Genomic DNA, 19432 nt, shown 5'->3' with positions numbered 1-19432 from the left:
CGCGGAGACGGCACGGCCGCCCGCCGGACGCCGGTCCTCACGGCTCGAGGACGCCGAGGCGGTCGGCCTCCTCGATCACCTCACCGAGCAGCCCGAGCCATCGGTCCACGTCGGCGGCCTGCAGACCCACGTCGAGCCCGAGGCCCTGGCCGGCGGCGAGGTACACCTGGGTCGCACCGGTCTCACGGGCGGCCACCAGGTCCTCGGCGATCTGCCGGGGTGATCCGCCGAGGAAGGGCCGGCCCTCCCCGAGCGGCTCACGGGTGACCGGGGTCGGCCAGGGCACCTGGTTGACCACCATGAGGTCCGCGGGGTCGCGGCCCGCCTCCCGGGCGGCCTCGTGGAACGCGGAGACGATGCCGCGCAGTTCCCGCGCCGAGGTGGTGATGGGAATGAGGCCGTCCGCGATCCGGGCGGCTCGCCTGACGGCGGCCGGCCCGTTCGCGGCCAGCAGCACCGGAACGCGGGCCTGGACCGGCTTGGGATTCACCTGCGACGGTGCGATCCGGTAGAACTCGCCCTCGTGCCGGACCGGGTCGGGGCCCCACGCGGCCCGCATCGCCGTGATGAATTCCTCCGTGCGGGCGCCCCTGCGGCTGGTCGGCACGTTCGCCGTCTCGAACTCGTTGTGCTGCCACCCCTGTCCCAGGCCGGCGATGACCCGGCCGCCGCTGAACCGGTCCAGGGTGGCGAGCCGGCGGGCCAGCATCACGGGCACGTGCAGCGGAGCCACCAGGATCGCGGTGCCCAGCTTGATCCGCTCGGTCACGGCGGCGATGTGGCTCAGCGTCTCCAGCGGTTCGTACGTCGAGCCGTAGAACTCCGGCAGCATCGCGGGTTCACCCCCCGTCCACAGCACGACCTTCTCGAGCGGGCGGAGCAGGCGTTCGAACGTCCACAGGGCGGAGTAGCCGAGCCGTTCGGCCTCCTCGGCGACCTTGACGATGGTCTCCGGCGAGGTCTGCGGCCCGGCGGTGGGCAGCGCGAGACCGATTTCCATGGGTCCTCCAACAGGTGCGATTCACGAACGGGCGGTCAGGGACCGGCAGTCCCGGGGCCGTGGAACCCGCGTCGGCGCACGACGGTGCGGATGCCGCGGACGGCGTTCGCGGGTTCGCGGGTTCGCCGAGGTACGCGGCGTGCCGTGCGGGCCTCCTTTCTTATATATTAGAAGATGTGTCCAACATAGTAGATCCTCTGGTCATGCAGATCGCGGCCCGCATCCGCAGTGAACGGGAACGGCGCCGATGGACCCTGGCGCAGGTCGCGGACGCCTCCGGTGTGTCCCGCGCGATGATCAACCGGATCGAGCGCGCCGAGAGCAGCCCCACCGCCGTCGTGCTCGGCAAGCTGGCCGCCGCCTTCCAGGTCCCCCTCTCCGCCCTGCTCACCCCGGCCGAGGAGACCGGGGTGCACCGGGTGGCCGACGCCACGGAGTGGCACGATCCCGCCACGGGATACCGCCGGCGCCAGATCACCGGGCCGCGTTTCCCCGCGGACATCGCCGAGGTCCACCTGCCGCCAGGGGCGCGTGTGCCGTATCCGGCGGCGTCCCTGGCCTTCCAACGGGTGGCCGTCTGGGTGCTCGAAGGCCGGCTGACCTTCCACGAAGGCGATGCGGTCCACGAGCTCGACGCGGGCGACTCGATCGAGATCGACGAACCCGTCGCGCACGTCTTCGCCAACACCAGCGATGCCGAGTGCCGCTACGCGATCATCCTCGCCCGCGTCGGAAGGCCGTGACCCCGGGCCGGCGGGGGGCCATGGGATTCGGGAATCCTCCCGATGCCCCGGACGACGCGGCGCTGCCACCATCGTGCTTCCCGGGCGCCTCCGATGACCACGGCGGGCCCGGCCACATCACCAGCACGACATGCTTCGGCCAGGAGTCCCCACGTGAGGCACGACCACGACCCGCCCCGCAGGGAGCGGGTCGACGCCGCGCGCAACCGCGCCGCGATACTCAAGGCCGCCGCACTCCTCTTCGCCGAACACGGCGCGGACGGCGTCTCCATGGACCGGGTCGCCGCCGCGGCGGGCGTCGGCAAGGGCACGGTCTACCGGCGCTTCGGCGACCGGTCCGGACTGGCCGCCGCACTCCTGGCCGCCCGCGAACGCGAACTGCGCGAAGCGGCACTCGGCGGACCGCCCCCGCTGGGCCCCGGGGCGCCGGCCGCGGACCGTCTCGCGGCGTTCGTCGGCGCCTACCGCGACCACGTGGCCCGGCACCTGGACCTCCTGCGCGCCTCCGAGACCGCGCACCCGGGCGCGCGATACCGCACCGCCGCCTACCGCTTCTGGCACGGCCACCTGACGTCCCTGCTCGGCACCGCCCCCGACCCGCAGGCCACCGCCCACAACCTCCTCGCCGTCCTGTCCGCGGAACACGTCGGCGCCCTCCTCCCCGAACTCGGGGCGCCCAGGCTGCGCACGGACCTGCTGGGCCTGGCCCGTGCGCTCGCCCTCACGGCGCCATCGGCGTGACGGGTCCCGCGCGCGCGTGCGCCCGGATTGTGTTCCCGCAGGTCAACGGCGTGCTATTGGTGTTGACAACGGTCACCGGTGCAGCCTTTGCGGACCGGCGCACCGGTGTGTTTCCCTTCGGTTCCGGCACCGGGAAAAGGGGATGACGTCCGTCATGAGCGCATACAGCCACGACCACGGCCATCAGCACGGCGCCGGCGGCCACGACGGCCACTCGCACGGCGTGTCCCAGGACGCCGACCGCCGCTGGCTCGGCATCGCGCTGGGCCTGATCGCCGGGTTCATGACCATCGAGGTCGTCATCGGCCTGGTCGCGCGGTCGCTGGCGCTGCTCTCCGACGCCGCGCACATGCTCACCGACGCCGCGTCCATCGTGCTGGCCCTGGTCGCCATGCGCCTGGCGGCCCGTCCGGCGCGGGGCGGCTTCACCTACGGCCTCAAGCGCGCCGAGATCCTCTCCGCCCAGGCGAACGGCATCACCCTCCTGCTGCTGGCCGCGTGGCTGGCCTACGAGGCCGTGCGGCGGCTCGTCTCACCCCCGGACGTGGAGGGCGGCCTGGTCCTGGTCACCGCGCTGGCCGGTATCGCCGTCAACATCGCCGCGGCCTGGTGCCTGTCACGGGCCAACCGCACCTCCCTCAATGTCGAAGGGGCCTTCCAGCACGTCCTGAACGACCTGTACGCCTTCATCGGCACGGCCGTGGCGGGCCTCGTCGTCCTGCTCACCGGCTTCGCCCGCATCGACGCCATCGCGACGCTCGTCGTCGTCGGGCTCATGGTCAAGGCGGGCTACGGACTGGTCCGGGAGTCCGGCCGCATCTTCCTGGAAGCCGCGCCCTCCGGCCTCGACCCGGACGAGGTCGGCGACAAGCTGGCCGCGCACGAAGCCGTCACCGAGGTCCACGACCTGCACATCTGGACCATCACCTCCGGACAGCCCGCGCTGTCCGCGCACGTCCTGGTCCGGCAGGGCGGCGACTGCCACGCCGTTCGCCACGACCTGGAGGGCCTGCTCGACGCCGACTACGGCCTCACGCACACCACCCTGCAGGTCGACCACGCACCCGCCGAGCTCCTCACCGTCGGCGAACGCCGGGACGGCACCACGACAGCGCACTGCGACGACGCCCATGGCCCCGTCCACCGCGGAAACGGCCCCGCCGGGAACACGTCCACCTCTCGTGAAGTTGCACAAACCAATACATAAGGCAGCCCACACCGAGGCGATGCTCATGCCGGCGGAACACCATCTCCTGACACCAGACGCGGACATCGCCTTCTGGGACGAGGGGGACGGCGAGCCGGTGCTGCTCGTCCACGCCTCCTTCGGCGCCGACTGGTTCGCGCCGCTCGCCGGGCTGCTGCCCGGCTTCCGGGTCGTGCGGACCCACCGCGCCGGGTACGGACGGAGCCGGGACCTGAGCGGCGAACTGAGCGTCGCCGACCACACCCGGCACCTCGCGGAAGTCCTCGACGCGCGGGGGACCGGGCCGGCCCACGTGGTGGGCCACTCCACCGGGGGCACCCTCGCCCTGCAACTGGCCGCCGCGCACCCGCAGCTCGTGCGGTCGATGGTGCTGCTGGAACCGGCCTTGCCGTACGCCCCCGACGAGCCGGAGAGCGACGCCATGCGACGGGCCGTCGCCGCCGCGGAGGAGGGCGACCTGGCGCGGGCCTACGGCCACTTCCCGGGGAGGGTGTGTGCCCCCGGCTACCTGGACGTCATGACCCGCGCGCTCGGCTCGGACGGCTTCCGCAGGTCGGTCCTCAGCGGCCGGTACTTCTTCGATCACGAGCGAGCGGCCTTCGCCGCATGGGACGCGGACGCCGCCGGACTCGAGGCCGTGCGCCAGCCCGCGCTCCTGGTGGCGGGCGGCGAAGGGGAGCGCCTGGGGAGTCCCTACCGGGCACGGAACCGCGCGCTGGCCGGGCGTCTGGCCCGCGCCGAGCAGGTGACGCTGCCGGGCGTCAGCCACGCGATGCCCCTGGAGGATCCCGCCCTCGTCGCGTGGACCGTCCTCGACTTCGTACGGCGACACCCCGTCGAAGCCGCCTGACGTCCCCGCTGGCGCCGTCGGCCGTCAGGGTGACGCTCCGCCCGCGCGACGCGTCGCAGTGGCGGCACCGCGAGGGCGGACGCTTGCATCAGAACATGGCGACCGTACCCATCCCCCTGCGCACCCGGTTCACCGATCTCGTCGGCTGCGACGTGCCGATCCAGCTGGCCGGCATGGGCTGGGTGAGCGGGCTCGACCTCGCCGACGCGGTGTCCGCCGCGGGGGCCCTCGGCATGGTCGGCTACCCGATGGTGCCCGCTCCCGTGCTCACCGAACTGCTCGACGCGGTACGGCGGCGCACGTCCCGCCCGGTGGGGGTCAACTTCATCCTTCCGCTGCTCGATGACGAGGCGTGCGTCGACGTCGCCGCGGAGCTGATGCCGGTCGTCGAGTTCTTCTACGCGGATCCCGTCCCGCGCCTGGTCACGCGGGCCAAACGCGGCGGGGCGCTGGCCGCGTGGCAGGTGGGCTCGGTCGAGGAGGCGCGCGCCGCGGCCGACGCGGGGTGCGACTTCGTCGTCGTCCAGGGCAGGGAGGCGGGCGGTCACGTGCGCGGGGTGCGGCCCCTGCTGCCGCTCCTCGACGACGTGCTCGACGCGGTGGACGTCCCCGTCGTCGCGGCGGGCGGCATCGGCACCGCGCGGTCGGTCGCCGCGGTGCTGGCCGCCGGGGCGCACGCGGCCCGCATCGGCACGCGGTTCGTGGCCACGCACGAGTCCGACGCGCACCCGGAGTACAAGGAGGCCCTGATCAGGGCGGGCGCCGGCGACACCGAACTGACGACGCAGTTCTCGGCCGGATGGCCGGACGCACCGCACCGCGTCCTGACCGGCTGTGCCGAACGCGCCCGCAACCTGGACTCCGACATCGCGGGCGAGGCGGTGCTGGGCGGCGTGCCCGTGCCCATCCCCGCGTCCAGCCCGGTCTGCCCCCTGCGGACCACGACCGGACACCTGGACGCGATGGCCCTCTACGCGGGCGAGGCGGTCGGCACGGTGACCCGCGTCGAGTCCGCCCTCGACGTCGTCCGGGAACTCGCCGACGGCGCCGCCCGCCTGCTGTGCAAGGCCTCCGGCGGCATCGGCAAGGAGCCCGCGTGAGGCCCCGTACCCTGTGGGTGTGCGCTACTTGGCGGAGTCCTTCGCTGTCGGGGCCCTGAGAAGGGGCCGTTCGGTGGAACAGTTCCTCGGGCCGGTGGGAACGCCCGACCGCCCCGGCGTCCGATGCGTCGAGGTCCGGCCGACGATCCGCGGATCGCGTTGGCGATCGCCGAGAAGCTGACGGGCGCGCTCCGGGCGCGCTGGGTCAACGCGGGCATCGTCCAGGACGAGTACCGCGACTTCGTGACGGCGGGCCGGCCCAAAGGCGCGGGGCCGGACGGAAAGCCGTGGCCGGTCGGCGGGGGTGAGGTTTTCCACAGGCCGGTCGCCGCTCCGGGGCCCAATGTCAGACCCCTGCACCAGGATTCGGGACATGACGACAGTGATCGCTGCCCCGCTGATGTCCCGTGAGGACTACCGTTCCGCCGTGGACACGGCCCTGCATGCGTGCGCCGCCTACTACGCCGACGGGACGAGCCCGCTCGACGACGCCGCCTACGACCTGCTGGCCTCGCGCATCCGCGACTACGAGGTGGAGCACCCCGAGGACGTCCGGGAGGACTCCCCCACGGGCAAGGTGGGCGGCGGTGCCGCGCCGACGGGGGACGTCGCCCACACCGTTCCCATGCTGTCCCTCGACAATGTGTTCAGCCCAGGGGAACTGGCCAAGTGGGACGCGTCCGTCGCCCGTCGGCTCGGGGCGCCGGTGCGGGGCGGCTACGTCACCGAGCCCAAGCTGGACGGCGCTGCCATCGCCGCCCGGTACGTGAACGGGCGCCTGACGCAGCTCGTCACGCGGGGCGACGGCACCTTCGGCGAGGACGTCTCGCACGCGATCGGGTCGATCGTGGGCCTGCCCCGGGAGCTGAACACGCCCGCCACCTTCGAGGTGCGCGGGGAAGTCCTGCTCACCCGGCAGCAGTTCGAGGCGGCCAACGCCATACGCACGGCCCACGGGGCGAAGGTCTTCTCCAACCCGCGCAACGGCACGGCCGGCACGCTGCGCGCCAAGGACCGTCCCTACGTGATCGAGACGACCTTCTACGCGTACGGCGTCATCGGCCTGCCCGGTGACACGCACACGGCGATGATGGACGCCGTCGCCGCGACCGGGGTGCAGACCACAGCCGCGACGCCGGTGGGACCGCGTCTGTGCGCCACGGTGGAGGAGGTCCAGCGCCGCGTCGACGAGATCGCGGCGCTGCGCGCGGAACTGCCCTTCGGGATCGACGGCGTCGTCATCAAGGCCGACGCCGTCGCGGAGCAGGAGGAGGCCGGGTTCGCCACGCGCCATCCGCACTGGGCGACGGCCTACAAACTGCCCGCCGCCGTACGGCAGTCGAAGCTCCTCGCCGTCGAGTGGAACGTCGGCCGCACCGGCGTCATCGCGCCGCGCGCCGTGCTGGAGCCGGTCGAGGTCGACGGCAGCATCGTGCGGTACGCGACGCTCCACAACCCGAAGTTCATCCGCGACAGCGGCATGATGATCGGTGACACCGTCATGGTGTGGAAGGCCGGCGACATCATCCCGCGCATCGAGGCACCGGTCGTGGAACTGCGCACGGGCGACGAGAGCCCGGTCGTCCTCCCCGAGTCGTGCCCGACGTGCGGCGGTGAGATCGACACCTCCGGCGAACGCTGGGAGTGCGCGGGCGGCGCCGGCGGCGGATGCGGACTCCTCGCCGCGCTGCGCTACGCCGTGGGCCGCGACCAGCTCGACATCGACGGTCTCGGCGTCACCTACCTCGAGGCCCTGGTCGAGGGCGGCGCGGTCGCCGACGTGGCCGACCTGTTCGGTCTCACCCGAGAGCAACTGGTCGACGCGACCCGCAGCGAGAAGCGTGCCGACACCGTGGTGGCGCAGATCGAAGCGGCCAGGACCAAGCCCCTCAACCGGGTCTTCTGCGCGCTGGGCATCGTCCGCACCGGCCGCACCCTCTCCCGTGAGATAGCCCGTCACTTCGGCACGATGGACGCGATACGCGCCGCGGACGCCGACGCACTGGCCGCGGTGCACAAGCTACCGGCGGCGAACGCCCCCAAGATCGCGGCCCACATCGCGGCCATGAGCGCCGTCATCGACAAGCTCGTCGCCTCGGGCGTCACCATGACCGAGCCCGTGGTGGCCTCCGCCGGCACGCCCGGCGAGGCCAAGCCCCTGGACGGTCAGGTCGTCGTCATCACGGGCGGCATGAACGGGCTCCTTGCGGGCCGGAACCGCAACGAGATGAACGAGCTCGTCAGCAACGCGGGCGGCACCTCCTCCGGCAGCGTGTCGAAGAAGACCACCATCCTCGTCGCGGGACAGGGCGCCGGGTCAAAGCTCGCCAAGGCGCAGGAACTGGGCACGAGGGTGCTCACCGAGCAGGAGTTCGCGGACCTGGTCGCCGACTACCTCGCCTGAGGATCCGGGATCCGGGCGCCCGCCGGCTCACGTGGTCCGCGTCAGCCGAGGCGGGTGAGCTTCGAGCCGAACGACGGCGATGACAGGTGGCCGCCGAGGGCGACCGGCACCCTGACGGCGCTGCCGGCGTCGCCGACGGTGAGGGTGCCGACCGGGGCCCCGGCCGGCGCCGCGTGCGGGACGCCGTTTCGGGGGGCGACCAGGGAGATGTCCACCTTCAGGCCGCCCCAGCCGATCGCCCGGACGTCCTCGGTCGCGACGACCTCGGTCCGGCCGCCGAGGCCGTCGTCCACGTAGCCGACGGCCTCGCCCTTCCTGACGACCGTCTCCGAGGCGAGGGCCCCGAGCGCGGCCTGGAGCAGGGTGTCGCTGCGGCCCAGAACCGTGTCGAGGATGTCGGCCTTGTGCTGCCCGAGCATCGCGCCGATGACGAGCTGCTCCGTGCCGTCGAAGTCGCGGACTGCCGCGAAGAGGAGGTTGCCGCCCGCTTTGGTGCTGCTGCCCGTCTTGATGCCCACGACGCCTTCGGAGCCGAGCAGTTGGTTGACGTTCCGCTGGACGTCGCCGTTGAGGTCCGTGTAGCGGGTCTTGCCGGCGAGTTCGGCGAAGACCGGGTCCTTCATCGCCGCGTGCCCCAGCTTGACCTGGTCGCTCGCGGTGCTGACGGTGGTCGCCTCCAGGCCGCTCGGGTCGGTGTACGTGGTGTCGTCCATCCCGAGTTCCCGGGCGGTGGCGTTCATCTTCTTCACGAACGCCTCCTCCGAACCCGCGTCCCAACGGGCCAGCAGACGGGCGATGTTGTTGGCCGAGGGCAGCATGACGGCCTCCAGCGCCTCGTACTCGCTCAGCTTCTGCCCCGCGGTCACCTTGACGACGGACTCCCCCTCCGACTGCCCGGTGCCGAACTGGTCCTCGGCCTTGCGGTCGACCTCGACGGTCCTGCCCGTGCCGCCCTGCTCGATCGGGTGGTCGCGCAGGATGACGTACGCCGTCATCACCTTCGCGACGCTCGCGATCGGCACCGGCCGCTGCTCGCCGAACGCGCCGATCCGGCCCAGGCCCTCGGCCTCCAGCACCGCCTGGCCCTCGGCGGGCCACGGCAGTGCCGGCCGTTCGCCGCCGAAGCTGTACGAGGGTGCCGCGGTCAGCTTCAGTGCGGGCGCCGGGAGCGGGCGCAGCGCCTGGACCACGCAGAACACCAGCCCCAGCAGCAGGACGACCGGGAGCCAGGTCTTCGCCGGGCTCACCGGGGTGCGCTCCGGAGCCACCGGGGGCGGCGGCGGGGGTGGCGGAGGAGGGTTCGTCAGCTCGTCCAGCAGTGTCCGGCGCCCGCCGGTGAGCGCGGTGGGCTCCGCCCCGCTCCGCGCCTCGTTCGGCTCAGCCGTCTCGGTCGTCTCGGTCGTCTCCCCCGACGACTCCTGCTGATCCGCCCCGCGGGGGGACTCGCCCGTCACGCCGACCTCCTCGACGACATTCCGTTGCCGAACACCAGTTTCCGGACCATGGCGGCCACGGCACCGTGAGCGCGGCCAAAGGGGTGCCCCAGCCACCCGTACGGCGCCCCGTCGCGCTCCGGGCGGGGGCCGGCGGGGGCAGGGCCGCCCCAGGTGGTGGCGGCAACCCGGGCGATATACGTTCGAGGAGGGAGGACGACCACGGGCTGCGCGCAGCCCCGAGACGGGACGAGACCGCTCGCCGGGAAGGTGCCTCATGAAGGTCCAAGGGTCCGTCGCCCTCGTCACCGGAGCCAACCGCGGGCTCGGTGAGCAGTTCGTGCGGGCGCTCTTCGAGGCCGGCACGGCCAAGGTCTACGCCGGAGCCCGCGACCCCGCGAAGGTCTCCGTCCCCGATGCCGTCCCGATCGCGTTGGACATCACCGACCAGGAGTCGGTCCGTGCCGCGGCCGAGCAGGCCGGCGACGTGACGTTCCTGATCAACAACGCGGGTTCCACGACCCGGGCGGACATCCTCACCGCCGAGCTGGATTCGTTCCGTGCGGAGTTCGAGACGCACGTCCTCGGCACCCTCTCCGTGAGCAGGGCGTTCGCTCCCGTCCTCGGACGCAACGGGGGCGGCGCGATCGTCAACGTGCTCTCCGTGATGTCCTGGTTGGCCGTCCCGCGCACCGCCGGGTACGCCGCCGCCAAGTCCGCCGAGTGGTCGGTCACCAATGCCCTGCGCGTGGCGCTGGCCGGACAGGGGACGCAGGTCACGGCGCTCCACGTCGGCTACCTCGCGACGGAGATGGCCGCGGCCGTGACCGGTCCGAAGGAGGATCCCGCCACCGTGGCGCGCGCCACCCTCGACGCGGTGGCGGCCGGAGCGGACGAGGTGCTGGCCGACGACATCACCAAGCGGGTCCGGGCGGCGCTGTCCGAGGGCGTCGAGGCGCTGTACCCGCAGCTGCACGGCGGCGAGACGCTGGTCTGACCCCCACGACGGCGGCGGCAGCCACGACGGGACGGCAACCGGAGGTGCCCATGACGGGCGGCGACGCGCACCAGGAGCCCCCTGACCTCAGGGGCCAGACCGTCGTGGTGATCGGGGCCAGCGCGGGCATCGGGTTCGAGACCGCGCGCCGCGTGCGGGCCGGCGGCGGCGAGGTCGTCCTGGTCGGACGCAACCCCGAACGGCTGCGGCAGGCCGCGGACGAGCTCCGCGCGCTCAGCACGGCGGCCTTCGACGCCACCGACACCGACCGGCTCCGGGAGTTCTTCCAGGGCCTGCCCGGCACGGTCGACCACGTGCTGCTCACGGCCGGCGGCCCCTTCTACATGCCGCTGGCCGAGATGGACCTCGCCGCCGCCCGCCGCCACTTCGGCGAGCGCCTGGCCATGACCCTGGGAGTGGCGCTCTACAGCGCCGGCAAGGTGCGTCCCGGCGGCACCCTGCTGTTCATCGGCGGCACGGGCGCCCGCCGCCCGGGCATCGGCATGGCCGTCGCGTCGACGCTCACCGCGGCCCTGCCCGCCCTCACCGCGAACCTGGCGCTCGAACTGGCTCCGATCCGCGTCAACCTCATCGCCGCCGGCTACGTCGACACCTCCCTGTCGGCGTCGCTGCTGGGCGACCAGCTCGAGGCCCGACGCGAGGAACTGCGCGCCGAGCTGCCCATCCGGCGGGTCGTCGGCCCGGCGGACGTCGCCGCGCTCGCCACCCACATCATGTGCAACGACGCGCTCACCGGCGGGACGTACGACATCGACGGCGGCCAGAACCTCATCGCGCACTGACTCCCGGAGTGTGGCTGTCATGATCACTTGGTTCATCACCGGCGCGGCCCGCGGATTCGGCCTGGAGATCGCCCGTCAGGCGCTGGACCGCGGCGACCGTGTCGTGGCGACGGCACGCCACCCCCGCGACGTGGAGCGGGCGCTCTCCGCGTACGGCGACCGGGTGCTCGCGGTCCCGCTGGACGTGACCGACGAGGCGCAGGCCCGCGCGGCGGTCGACGCGGCCGTGTACGCCTTCGGCAGGATCGACGTCCTGGTCAACAACGCGGGACGCGGGGTGCTGGGCGCGGTGGAGGAGACCTCCGACGCGGCGTTCCGCGCGGTCTACGAGACGAACGTCTTCGGCCTGGCCAACGTCACCCGCGCGGTACTACCCGTGATGCGCCGGCAGCGATCGGGCCGCATCCTCAACCTCAGCTCCATCGGCGGCTTCCGCGGCGCGCCCGGCTTCGGCGTCTACTGCTCCACCAAGTTCGCGGTGGAGGGGCTCTCCGAAGCCCTGCACGACGAACTCGCCCCGCTGGGCATCCATGTCGTCATCGTCGAACCCGGCTACTTCCGCACCGACTTCCTCGACGCGTCCAGCCTCCACACCGAGGGCCGGGTGATCGACGACTACGCCGCCACCGCGGGCGCGGTGCGCGACGCCGTCCCCGGCCTCAACCACGACCAGCCCGGCGACCCGGTCAAGGGCGCCCGGGCCATGATCGAGCTCGCCGACTCCGGCCACCCGCCGATGCGCGCCCAGCTCGGCAGCGACTGCGCCGCCGCGATGGACGGCAAGATCGCCCAGCTCCGCAAGGAGGCCGACGCCTGGCGGCCCCTCGCGCTGTCCACCGACCACGACGCCACCGGCTCCGCGGCCTGACGCCAGGTGGCGCCGGGCCGGGCCGGGCCCGGCCGGGATGACGAGTGACAGTCACGGGGTGCGCCGCGCGCGGCTCACCCCCCGGCGATCGGAGGGATGATGGCCGGCACCGTACGGTCCCGTCGGGACTGGCTCGCCGGTGGCGCCCGGCTGAGTCTCCCGGGGTTCGGCCACGTCGTGTTCGTACGGCGGGACGGGCCGCACGGGGGACCTCCCGTGACGCTGCTGCACGGGTTCCCCTCCTCCTCGTACGACTGGGCGGCCGTCGTACCGCACCTGGCGGCGCGGGGCCACCGTGTGACCACGGTGGACTTCCTCGGACTCGGCAAAAACAACAAGCCCGACCCCCACGCCTACTCCGTGCTCGAACAGGCCGACCTCGTCGAGGCGCTCTGGGCGCTGGACGGCCTCACGGCCACCGCCCTGGTCGCCCACGACTACGGGGTCTCCGTCGCCCAGGAACTCCTGGCCCGCGGCCCGCACCGGATCACTTCGGTGACCTGGCTCAACGGCGGCATCTTCCCCGACCTCCACCACCCCACCCCCGAGCAGCAGGCGCTCCACGGCCCCCAGGGGCCGGACCTGGCCCGGCACTTGGACGAGACGAAGTTCACCGCCTCGGTGACACGCCTGACGGTACGCGCCCTGCCGGACGCGGTGCTGCACGACATGTGGGACGGAACGCGGACGCGCGACGGCCTCAGGGTCCTGCCCGCGCTCCTGCGGTACATGGACGAACGAAAGCTGCACGCCGCTCGATGGACGGAGGTGCTGCGCGCGTGTGAGGACGTGCAGCAGTTCGTCTGGGGCCCGGCGGATCCCGTCAGCGGGGCCCATGTGATCCCACGCATCGCGGAGTTCGTGCCGCGCTCCCGGCTGACCGTTCTCGACGACCCGCCGGCGGTGGGGCACTTCCCGCAGGTCGAGGCGCCCGAGCTGGTCGTCCCTCTCCTTGCCGAGTGGCTCGGCTCCGCTCCGGGCTGACCGGCCGGGGCGGAGCAGGCGGCCGGCGGCGGCCCGGTCAGGGCGGTGCGGCGAGGGCCACCAGCATTCCACCGGCCGTCCGGTGGGACGCCCGACCAGGCTGTTCACGGAGCCGCTGACGCCGACCACGACCCGCTGCCGTGACGGCCCTTCCATCGGCACTCCGTCCTCCTGGCCGGATCGACCTGTTCACGGAGACGACGACGCGTCGCCGGTGGGTGTGATGTAGCGGCGCTCACACGCACGCGGCCTGTGACGGCCGTCACCTCACGCCGTGCGGGAGTGCCTCGTCATTCCGGTGAGGCGCGCCCCCCAGAGCGCGCCGTCGCACTTGGCCTCGACGGAAGGAAAGAGATGCCCGACCCTCTTGACGCGGACCGCCGGTCCTCGGACGTCAGGATCGGCATGACCGTACGGCGGGGAGTCGGCCGATGACGACCCGGTTGCAACAGGCCACGCCCGTTCCCGGTGCCGCCCGTCGAAGCGGCCACCCGGGGATCGCGCTGTTCATCATCGCCGCGTGCCAGCTGATGATCGTGCTCGACAGCACCATCGTGAACGTCGCGCTGCCGAACATCCAGAGTTCGCTCGGCTTCTCCACCACCGACCTGTCCTGGGTCCTGAGCGCCTACACGCTGACCTTCGGCGGCATGCTGCTGCTCGGCGGCAGGGCGGGCGACATCCTCGGGCGCCGGCGCGTGTTCACCACCGGCATCGTCGTCTTCACCCTGGCGTCCCTGCTGGGCGGCCTCGCCCAGGAGCCCTGGCAGCTGCTCGCCGCACGCGCCCTCCAGGGCGTCGGCGGCGCCATCGCCTCCCCCACGTCGCTCGCGCTCATCACCACGAACTTCGCCGAGGGGCCCGAACGCAACCGGGCGATGGGCGTGTTCGCCGGTGTCTCCGGGGCGGGCGCGGCCGTCGGGCTGCTGGCCGGCGGCATGCTCACCGAGTGGCTCGACTGGCGGTGGGTGCTGTTCGTGAACGTCCCGATCGGGCTGCTCGTCGCGGTGCTCGCCCCCGTCTACATCAACGAGTCGCGCCGGCACCCCGGCCACTTCGACGTCGCCGGTGCCGCGACGTCGACCCTCGGGATGGCCTCGCTCGTCTACGGATTCATCCGGGCCTCCGAGGACGGCTGGAGCGACGCGCTGACCGTCACCGCCTTCGTGGCGTCCGCGGTGCTCCTCGCGGCGTTCGTGCTCGTCGAGTCCCGTGCCGCGCAGCCCATCATCCCGCTGCGCATGTTCGGCGACCGCAACCGGGTCGGCTCGTACGTCATCATCCTCTGCCTCGCGGGCGCGATGTACGGGATGTTCTTCTTCATCGTGCAGTTCTTCCAGATCGTGCTGGGCTACAGCCCGATCCGCTCCGGCCTGGCGTCGCTGACCTTCACGGCGGCGCTGGTCATCGCGGTCGGGATCACGCAGCGGCTGCTGCCCGTACTCGGCCCCAAGCCGTTCGTGGTCATCGGGTCGGCCCTGTCGGTCGTCGGGCTGGGCTGGCTGACGTTCATCAGCCCCGGCACCTCGTACGCGGGCGGCGTGATGGGGCCGCTGTTCGTCTTCGGCGCCGGCATCGGCCTCAACTTCGTGACACTGACGCTCACCAGCGTCTCGGGCGTCGCACAGCACGAGGCCGGAGCCGCCTCCGGGGTGCTCAACGCCTCGCAGCAGGTCGGGGGCTCGCTGGGGCTCTCCATCATGGTGACGGTCTTCGGAACGGCGAGCCGCAACGAGGCGGAGCACCAACTGCCCTCCTTCCTGGCGCGGGCCACCACCGCGGAGAAAGCGCAGCTGGGAAGGAGCGGGCAGCTGCCGGGCCGCTGGGGGCACGAGGTGCTGGCCCAGGGCATTTCCGCGGCGTTCGTGACCTCCGCGGCCATGGCGGCGGTCGCGCTGCTGGTCGCACTGCTGCTGATCCGGGTCCGCAGGAGCGACCTCGAGAACCTCAGCGGCAAGGCCGCGGCCGCGGGCCCGGGCCTGTAGTGGGAGGACCGCCCGGGACCGGCCGAACGGGGCCGGTCCCGGGCGAGGGTGTCGGCAGGCGTGGGGCCCTGGGCACGGGGCGGGTACGTTGTGACGGCCGCAGGAGCGAGGGCAGGGGGGCCATGACGAACTTCTCCGAGGTCTGGCTGCTCCTCCCGGACGTGTGACCGGGGTTGGTGGCCGGGGTTGGTGGCCGGGATCGCCGGCCGGGGTCAGCGGCCCGGAGCGAAGGCGCTTCGCGCCCAGTCGGCGAAGCCGGTCCAGGCGATCTCCGGATGGGCCGCATGCAGGGCCGGGATGTCGACGCCGTAACCAGGTCCGTTGAGGAAGGTCCACATCGCGTGCATGTCGGGGCTCCCGATGGTCTCCAGCGGCACACGCTCATGCCGGACGTCCCGCCCGAGGACCGCGCCCAGGGCCTCCGCCATCTGCGCCGGAGTGGGGGCGTCGCTTGCCAGCTCGATGCGCCGCCCCGCGTAAGGCGCGGGGTTGAGCAGCACCTCGGCCGCGAAGGCACCATGGTCCGCGCGGGCGAGCTGCTGCAACGGCCTGTCGGAGGGCAGCGGCAGGTCGAGCACCCCGTCGCGGATGCGCTCCGCTCCGCCGAGCGCGTTGTCGTAGAAGTACGTCGGCCCCAGGATCGTGTGGGGCACGTCGCCGGAGGTCAGCTCCGCCTCGATGCGGGCCTTGCTGTCGAAGTGCGGCACCCCGCTCTCCTTGCCGGCCCCGGCCACCGAACTGAAGACCAGATGCGGCACACGCGTCTCCCCGGCGGCGGCAAGGATGGCCCGGCCCTGGGCCACCTCGGCGTCCACGCCGGCCTCGAAGGGCGTGGTGAAGGCGAAGACGCCCGCGACCCCGTCCATGGCCGCGGCGAGGGAGGCACCGTCACCGAGGGAACCCGCCACCACGGCGACGCCCCGATCGGCCAGTCGGCGCGCGGACTCGCGCTGCGGGTCCCGGACCATCGCCCGGACCCTCGCCCCGCGGGCCAGCAGCGCTTCGGTCACGGCCCTGCCCTGTCCGCCGGTCGCGGCGAGCACCAGGATCGGCTCATCAACCATGGGAAAAGCTCCTTCACTTTCTGCTTCCTGACCGCACGACAAAGGACGTCATCCGCGGTGAAAAACGTATCCGGACAGGGCGTGCGCACCTGCGCGGCAACGCGGAGCGTTCGCGGCGCGATTTCCGGGGCTCCGCCGGGCCCCGGGAATGTCACCGCCGTCGGCAGGTGCGGCACGATGCGCGGCTGACGGGCCAATGGTCAGGCGACGTGCTGCGGAATGCCGTCCGCACGGTGGATCCCATCGTCGACGGTCGGCCTGTTCAAGGGTGGGTGTTCTCCGGGTTCGCACACTGCTTTCCCCCCTATGACCCACCGCCCGGGGAATGTGTGACACCCCTCGTGCCGGCTTCCGGGCGGCCTGTGCCCATCGAGATCGACAGTCCGTCCGTCAGCCACTTGTGCGCCACCGTCATGTTCAGCACGCGCCCACCGGTGACGGTGCCGACCAGGGCCCAGTAGCGTTCCAGACGGGGGTCGAAGCCGGACGACCTCGACACCAGCCCGTGCAGGTAGGCGCGGAAGGCGGGGGTGTCCGACTCCCGCCGGGCCCGGGCGTGAGCGGACACGAAGGCGTTCACCGCGTCCCCGGCACCGGGCGGCAGCCCCTGGGACAAGGCGGCGACCGTCAGTTGGGCGGCTTCGTCGATCTCCCCGTAGAAGGCCGGGGCGTCCCTCATCTCTTCGTCGTGGTCCTGGGTCCAGCGGGTGAAGCTGGGTGTGGAGATGAGCAGATGGAGCTCGGCGTAGGCCAGGACCGTCACGGGATCGGGGTCCTGCGGCGGTTCGGGGGACAGCATGGCGATCATGATGTCGAGCCGGTGCTTGGGCATGGCCGCGGGCAGTTCGCGATACCAGTGGTCGGTGAGGGTGCGATGCGCCTGCGGGAGGCGCTGCACGCGGGAGACGATCTCCAGGCGCCGGAGCCGTTCGTCGTCCGGGCAGTCGTCGAGGGACTTGAGCGTGGCCTGGCGCCACCGCAGTTCGGTCAGTCGTTCCTGTACGGCTTCGAGCTCGGTCGCCACCAGTTCGCCGAAGGAGCGCTCCCCGGTGACCATCTGCGTGATGGTCGCGATCGGAGTGTCCAGCGCCCGTAAGCGCCTGATGAGACGGATCCGCTCCCACGCCTCGGGACCGTAGCGCCGGTGACCGCCGGCGCTGCGTCCGGCCACGGGCAGCAGACCGCTGTCGGAGTAGTAGCGGAGGGTCTTCACCGGGACCCCCGTCCCGGCCGCGAGTTCACCGATGCTCCATGTGTCTTGCGTCACAGGCTCTTGAACCTCCAGCGCACGGGAGGTCCTAGCGTACTGAGCACCGACCGCGTCGGTCCGCACCGTTCCCCGCCCCGGCATCCCTCCGGCACGACCGGCCTCGTGCGGCCGCGTGCGGCCTCGTCCGATCCGGCCCGATCCCGTCCGTCCGACCGACCGAGAACGGTGGGTACACATGTCCACGACCATGACAGCACCGCGTCCAGCCCGAAGAGGCAGGCTCCGTGCGGTGCTCCTCGCCTTCCTCTGCGCGGTGGCACTGCTCGCCGCCACCGCCGTACCTGCGAGCGGCGCATCATCCGGCTCCCCGCCCTCCGAGAGGCAGAGCGGAACCGTCGTACGGACCGACCACGGCCTGGTACGCGGTGTGGCACACGGTTCGTACTCCACCTTCGAGGGCGTTCCCTACGCTGCGCCGCCGACCGGACCGCTGCGCTGGCGCGCCCCTGTGCCCGCCGCCCCATGGCGCGGTGTCCGGGACGCGACGAGGCCGGCCCCGCGCTGTGTGCAGATGCCGGCACCGGGTGCGGGCGCGACCCTCGGGACGGAGGACTGCCTCTACCTCAACGTCACGATGCCGACCCGGAATCCGGCCGGGCAGAAGCGGCCCGTGCTGGTGTGGCTGCACGGTGGTGCGTTCCTGGGCGGTTCCGGCGGGGACTACGGCACCGAACAGCTGGCGGTCCGGGGTGACACGGTGGTCGTCACGGTCAACTACCGGTTGGGGATCTTCGGTTACTTCGGCCACCCCGGGCTGGGCTCCGCCCCTCCGTTCGGCCTGGCGGACCAGCAGGCCGCGCTGCGCTGGGTACGGGCGAACGCGGAGCGCTTCGGCGGTGATCCGGGCAGGGTCACGCTGTTCGGTCAGTCCGCGGGCGCCCTCGGCATCTGTGCGCACCTCACCTCGCCGACGGCCGCCGGGCTCTTCCAGCGGGCCGTGCTCCAGAGCGGTTCCTGCTTCATGTCCTTCCCGCCCGGCGCCCTCGGGCCCGGAACACCGGCGTACGAGCCGTTCGCCGCACAGCGCGATGTCCAGGCGGCCGGTGCGGAGGCCGCCCGGCAACTGGGCTGCACAACGGGCGGCGGGGACGCGGTGCTGGCGTGCCTGCGCGGGCGGAGCACCGACCGCCTCGCCACCGCGCAGCTGATGCAGTCCTTCAACCGGCCCGCCTTCGGCAACGCGCTGCTGCCCGTGGCGCCGGACCGGGCGTTGGCGTCGGGGCGCTTCCACCGCGTGCCGGTCGTCCAGGGCACCAACCACGACGAGATGCGGATGTTCGTCGGCCTGTCGCTCGCCGCGTTCCCGATCACCACCGAGGACGACTACCGCACCCGCCTGGTGGAAGCCTTCGGTCCTGCGGCCCCGGCCGTCGAGGCACGGTACCCGGCGGCACAACACCCCACGCCCGCACGTGCCTGGGCGACGGTGCTGACCGACCGGTCCCTCACGTGCACCACGCTGGCCGCCGGCCGGGCCATCGCCGCTCACGCCCCCGGCCTCCCCCTCTACGGCTACGAGTTCAGCGATCCGGACTCTCCCGTCCTCGCCGGTCTGCCGGCGAACCCGGGCTTCCCCTACGGTGCGGCGCACGGCTTCGAGATGCCATACCTGTTCTCCTCCGTCCCCACCGAACGACCGCTGACCGACGAGCAGCGCGCCCTGTCGGACCGGATGGTCGGCTACTGGACGGACTTCGCGCACACCGGCGACCCGAACAGCCCCGGCGCCCCGCTCTGGCCTGTCCTGCGCCCCTCGTCGCCGGTCGCGCGGTCCGTGCAGTCGCTGGCTCCCGGACCGGGCGGCATCCACCCCGTCGACGCGTACGCCGCGCACCACTGCGCGTTCTGGGACCGGGCCGGCGAAGCGTCCCGGTCGGACGAGTAGCCGGCTAGTGGCTCGGCTCGGATGGTCGACCAGGTAATTGATCGGCCTTAGGTCTCCCGGCAGGGTGTCTCCAGGATCTGATCGTGGAGGTGGCTGTG

General features: G+C 72.6%; 16 protein-coding genes. 12 read left to right on the top strand and 4 right to left on the bottom strand.

The annotated features are described in order from the left end of the window. Nucleotides 1-37: 37 nt before the first annotated feature. Nucleotides 38-1000, bottom strand: a complete 963-nt coding sequence (locus ACFW3D_RS35525) for a TIGR03619 family F420-dependent LLM class oxidoreductase (RefSeq protein WP_500511595.1) — start codon at nucleotides 998-1000, stop codon at nucleotides 38-40. Nucleotides 1001-1176: 176 nt separating this feature from the next. Between ACFW3D_RS35525 and ACFW3D_RS35520 the strand changes: the two genes are divergently transcribed. The 6 genes from ACFW3D_RS35520 to ligA all read left to right on the top strand — a co-directional run bounded on the left by ACFW3D_RS35520 (nucleotide 1177) and on the right by ligA (nucleotide 8045). Beyond that, nucleotides 1177-1743 carry a helix-turn-helix domain-containing protein gene (locus ACFW3D_RS35520; RefSeq protein WP_500511593.1) on the top strand — a complete coding sequence of 189 codons (567 nt, stop codon included), beginning with the start codon at nucleotides 1177-1179 and terminating at the stop codon, nucleotides 1741-1743. A gap of 153 nt (nucleotides 1744-1896) precedes the next feature. Continuing rightward, nucleotides 1897-2484 carry a TetR/AcrR family transcriptional regulator gene (locus ACFW3D_RS35515; RefSeq protein ID WP_500511591.1) on the top strand — a complete coding sequence of 196 codons (588 nt, stop codon included), beginning with the start codon at nucleotides 1897-1899 and terminating at the stop codon, nucleotides 2482-2484. A gap of 154 nt (nucleotides 2485-2638) precedes the next feature. Then, nucleotides 2639-3691: a cation diffusion facilitator family transporter gene (locus tag ACFW3D_RS35510; protein ID WP_500511589.1), complete on the top strand. Its 1053-nt coding sequence runs from the start codon at nucleotides 2639-2641 to the stop codon at nucleotides 3689-3691. Nucleotides 3692-3716: 25 nt separating this feature from the next. Further along, nucleotides 3717-4541, top strand: a complete 825-nt coding sequence (locus ACFW3D_RS35505; RefSeq protein WP_500511587.1) for an alpha/beta fold hydrolase — start codon at nucleotides 3717-3719, stop codon at nucleotides 4539-4541. A 95-nt stretch (nucleotides 4542-4636) separates the two neighbouring features. Next, nucleotides 4637-5641: an NAD(P)H-dependent flavin oxidoreductase gene (locus ACFW3D_RS35500; RefSeq protein WP_500511585.1), complete on the top strand. Its 1005-nt coding sequence runs from the start codon at nucleotides 4637-4639 to the stop codon at nucleotides 5639-5641. 373 nt (nucleotides 5642-6014) lie between these two features. Then, complete coding sequence (gene ligA, locus ACFW3D_RS35495; protein ID WP_500511583.1) at nucleotides 6015-8045, top strand: NAD-dependent DNA ligase LigA; 2031 nt, start codon at nucleotides 6015-6017, stop codon at nucleotides 8043-8045. 41 nt (nucleotides 8046-8086) lie between these two features. Here the strand turns inward: ligA and ACFW3D_RS35490 are convergent, their stop codons facing one another. Further along, nucleotides 8087-9499 carry a D-alanyl-D-alanine carboxypeptidase family protein gene (locus ACFW3D_RS35490; RefSeq protein WP_500511581.1) on the bottom strand — a complete coding sequence of 471 codons (1413 nt, stop codon included), beginning with the start codon at nucleotides 9497-9499 and terminating at the stop codon, nucleotides 8087-8089. Nucleotides 9500-9755: 256 nt separating this feature from the next. Between ACFW3D_RS35490 and ACFW3D_RS35485 the strand changes: the two genes are divergently transcribed. The 5 genes from ACFW3D_RS35485 (at nucleotide 9756) to ACFW3D_RS35465 (ending at nucleotide 15115) form a co-directional block, all read left to right on the top strand. Then, nucleotides 9756-10475 (top strand): SDR family oxidoreductase, encoded by a 720-nt coding sequence (locus ACFW3D_RS35485; RefSeq protein ID WP_500511579.1) that lies wholly within the window; start codon nucleotides 9756-9758, stop codon nucleotides 10473-10475. Between the two features lie 50 nt (nucleotides 10476-10525). Next, nucleotides 10526-11278 (top strand): SDR family oxidoreductase, encoded by a 753-nt coding sequence (locus ACFW3D_RS35480; protein WP_500511577.1) that lies wholly within the window; start codon nucleotides 10526-10528, stop codon nucleotides 11276-11278. A gap of 19 nt (nucleotides 11279-11297) precedes the next feature. Further along, nucleotides 11298-12146 (top strand): oxidoreductase, encoded by an 849-nt coding sequence (locus ACFW3D_RS35475; protein ID WP_500511575.1) that lies wholly within the window; start codon nucleotides 11298-11300, stop codon nucleotides 12144-12146. A gap of 216 nt (nucleotides 12147-12362) precedes the next feature. Further along, nucleotides 12363-13130: an alpha/beta fold hydrolase gene (locus tag ACFW3D_RS35470; protein ID WP_500511573.1), complete on the top strand. Its 768-nt coding sequence runs from the start codon at nucleotides 12363-12365 to the stop codon at nucleotides 13128-13130. 431 nt (nucleotides 13131-13561) lie between these two features. Next, nucleotides 13562-15115: an MFS transporter gene (locus tag ACFW3D_RS35465; RefSeq protein ID WP_500511571.1), complete on the top strand. Its 1554-nt coding sequence runs from the start codon at nucleotides 13562-13564 to the stop codon at nucleotides 15113-15115. A gap of 212 nt (nucleotides 15116-15327) precedes the next feature. On the opposite strand, the gene ACFW3D_RS35460 is transcribed toward ACFW3D_RS35465, so the two are convergent. Both ACFW3D_RS35460 and ACFW3D_RS35455 read right to left on the bottom strand, forming a co-directional pair. Then, complete coding sequence (locus tag ACFW3D_RS35460; protein ID WP_500511569.1) at nucleotides 15328-16179, bottom strand: NmrA/HSCARG family protein; 852 nt, start codon at nucleotides 16177-16179, stop codon at nucleotides 15328-15330. Nucleotides 16180-16483: 304 nt separating this feature from the next. Then, nucleotides 16484-17446, bottom strand: a complete 963-nt coding sequence (locus ACFW3D_RS35455; RefSeq protein ID WP_500511567.1) for a MerR family transcriptional regulator — start codon at nucleotides 17444-17446, stop codon at nucleotides 16484-16486. A 232-nt stretch (nucleotides 17447-17678) separates the two neighbouring features. Here ACFW3D_RS35455 and ACFW3D_RS35450 point away from each other — a divergent pair, with 232 nt between their 5' ends. Beyond that, nucleotides 17679-19334 carry a carboxylesterase/lipase family protein gene (locus ACFW3D_RS35450; RefSeq protein ID WP_500511565.1) on the top strand — a complete coding sequence of 552 codons (1656 nt, stop codon included), beginning with the start codon at nucleotides 17679-17681 and terminating at the stop codon, nucleotides 19332-19334. Nucleotides 19335-19432 lie beyond the last annotated feature (98 nt).

This window comes from Streptomyces sp. NPDC058864 (genome assembly GCF_042742985.1).
Classification (GTDB): domain Bacteria; phylum Actinomycetota; class Actinomycetes; order Streptomycetales; family Streptomycetaceae; genus Actinacidiphila.
This window is presented reverse-complemented; position numbering and strand designations above follow the sequence as displayed.

What these genes read in the sequence shown, in the direction of transcription:
- ACFW3D_RS35525 (WP_500511595.1), bottom strand. Translation starts at nt 1,000, where the DNA reads ATGGAAATCGGTCTCGCGCTGCCCACCGCCGGGCCGCAGACCTCGCCG.
- ACFW3D_RS35510 (WP_500511589.1), top strand. Translation starts at nt 2,639, where the DNA reads ATGAGCGCATACAGCCACGACCACGGCCATCAGCACGGCGCCGGCGGC.
- ACFW3D_RS35505 (WP_500511587.1), top strand. Translation starts at nt 3,717, where the DNA reads ATGCCGGCGGAACACCATCTCCTGACACCAGACGCGGACATCGCCTTC.
- ACFW3D_RS35500 (WP_500511585.1), top strand. Translation starts at nt 4,637, where the DNA reads ATGGCGACCGTACCCATCCCCCTGCGCACCCGGTTCACCGATCTCGTC.
- ligA (WP_500511583.1), top strand. Translation starts at nt 6,015, where the DNA reads ATGACGACAGTGATCGCTGCCCCGCTGATGTCCCGTGAGGACTACCGT.
- ACFW3D_RS35485 (WP_500511579.1), top strand. Translation starts at nt 9,756, where the DNA reads ATGAAGGTCCAAGGGTCCGTCGCCCTCGTCACCGGAGCCAACCGCGGG.
- ACFW3D_RS35480 (WP_500511577.1), top strand. Translation starts at nt 10,526, where the DNA reads ATGACGGGCGGCGACGCGCACCAGGAGCCCCCTGACCTCAGGGGCCAG.
- ACFW3D_RS35475 (WP_500511575.1), top strand. Translation starts at nt 11,298, where the DNA reads ATGATCACTTGGTTCATCACCGGCGCGGCCCGCGGATTCGGCCTGGAG.
- ACFW3D_RS35465 (WP_500511571.1), top strand. Translation starts at nt 13,562, where the DNA reads ATGACGACCCGGTTGCAACAGGCCACGCCCGTTCCCGGTGCCGCCCGT.
- ACFW3D_RS35460 (WP_500511569.1), bottom strand. Translation starts at nt 16,179, where the DNA reads ATGGTTGATGAGCCGATCCTGGTGCTCGCCGCGACCGGCGGACAGGGC.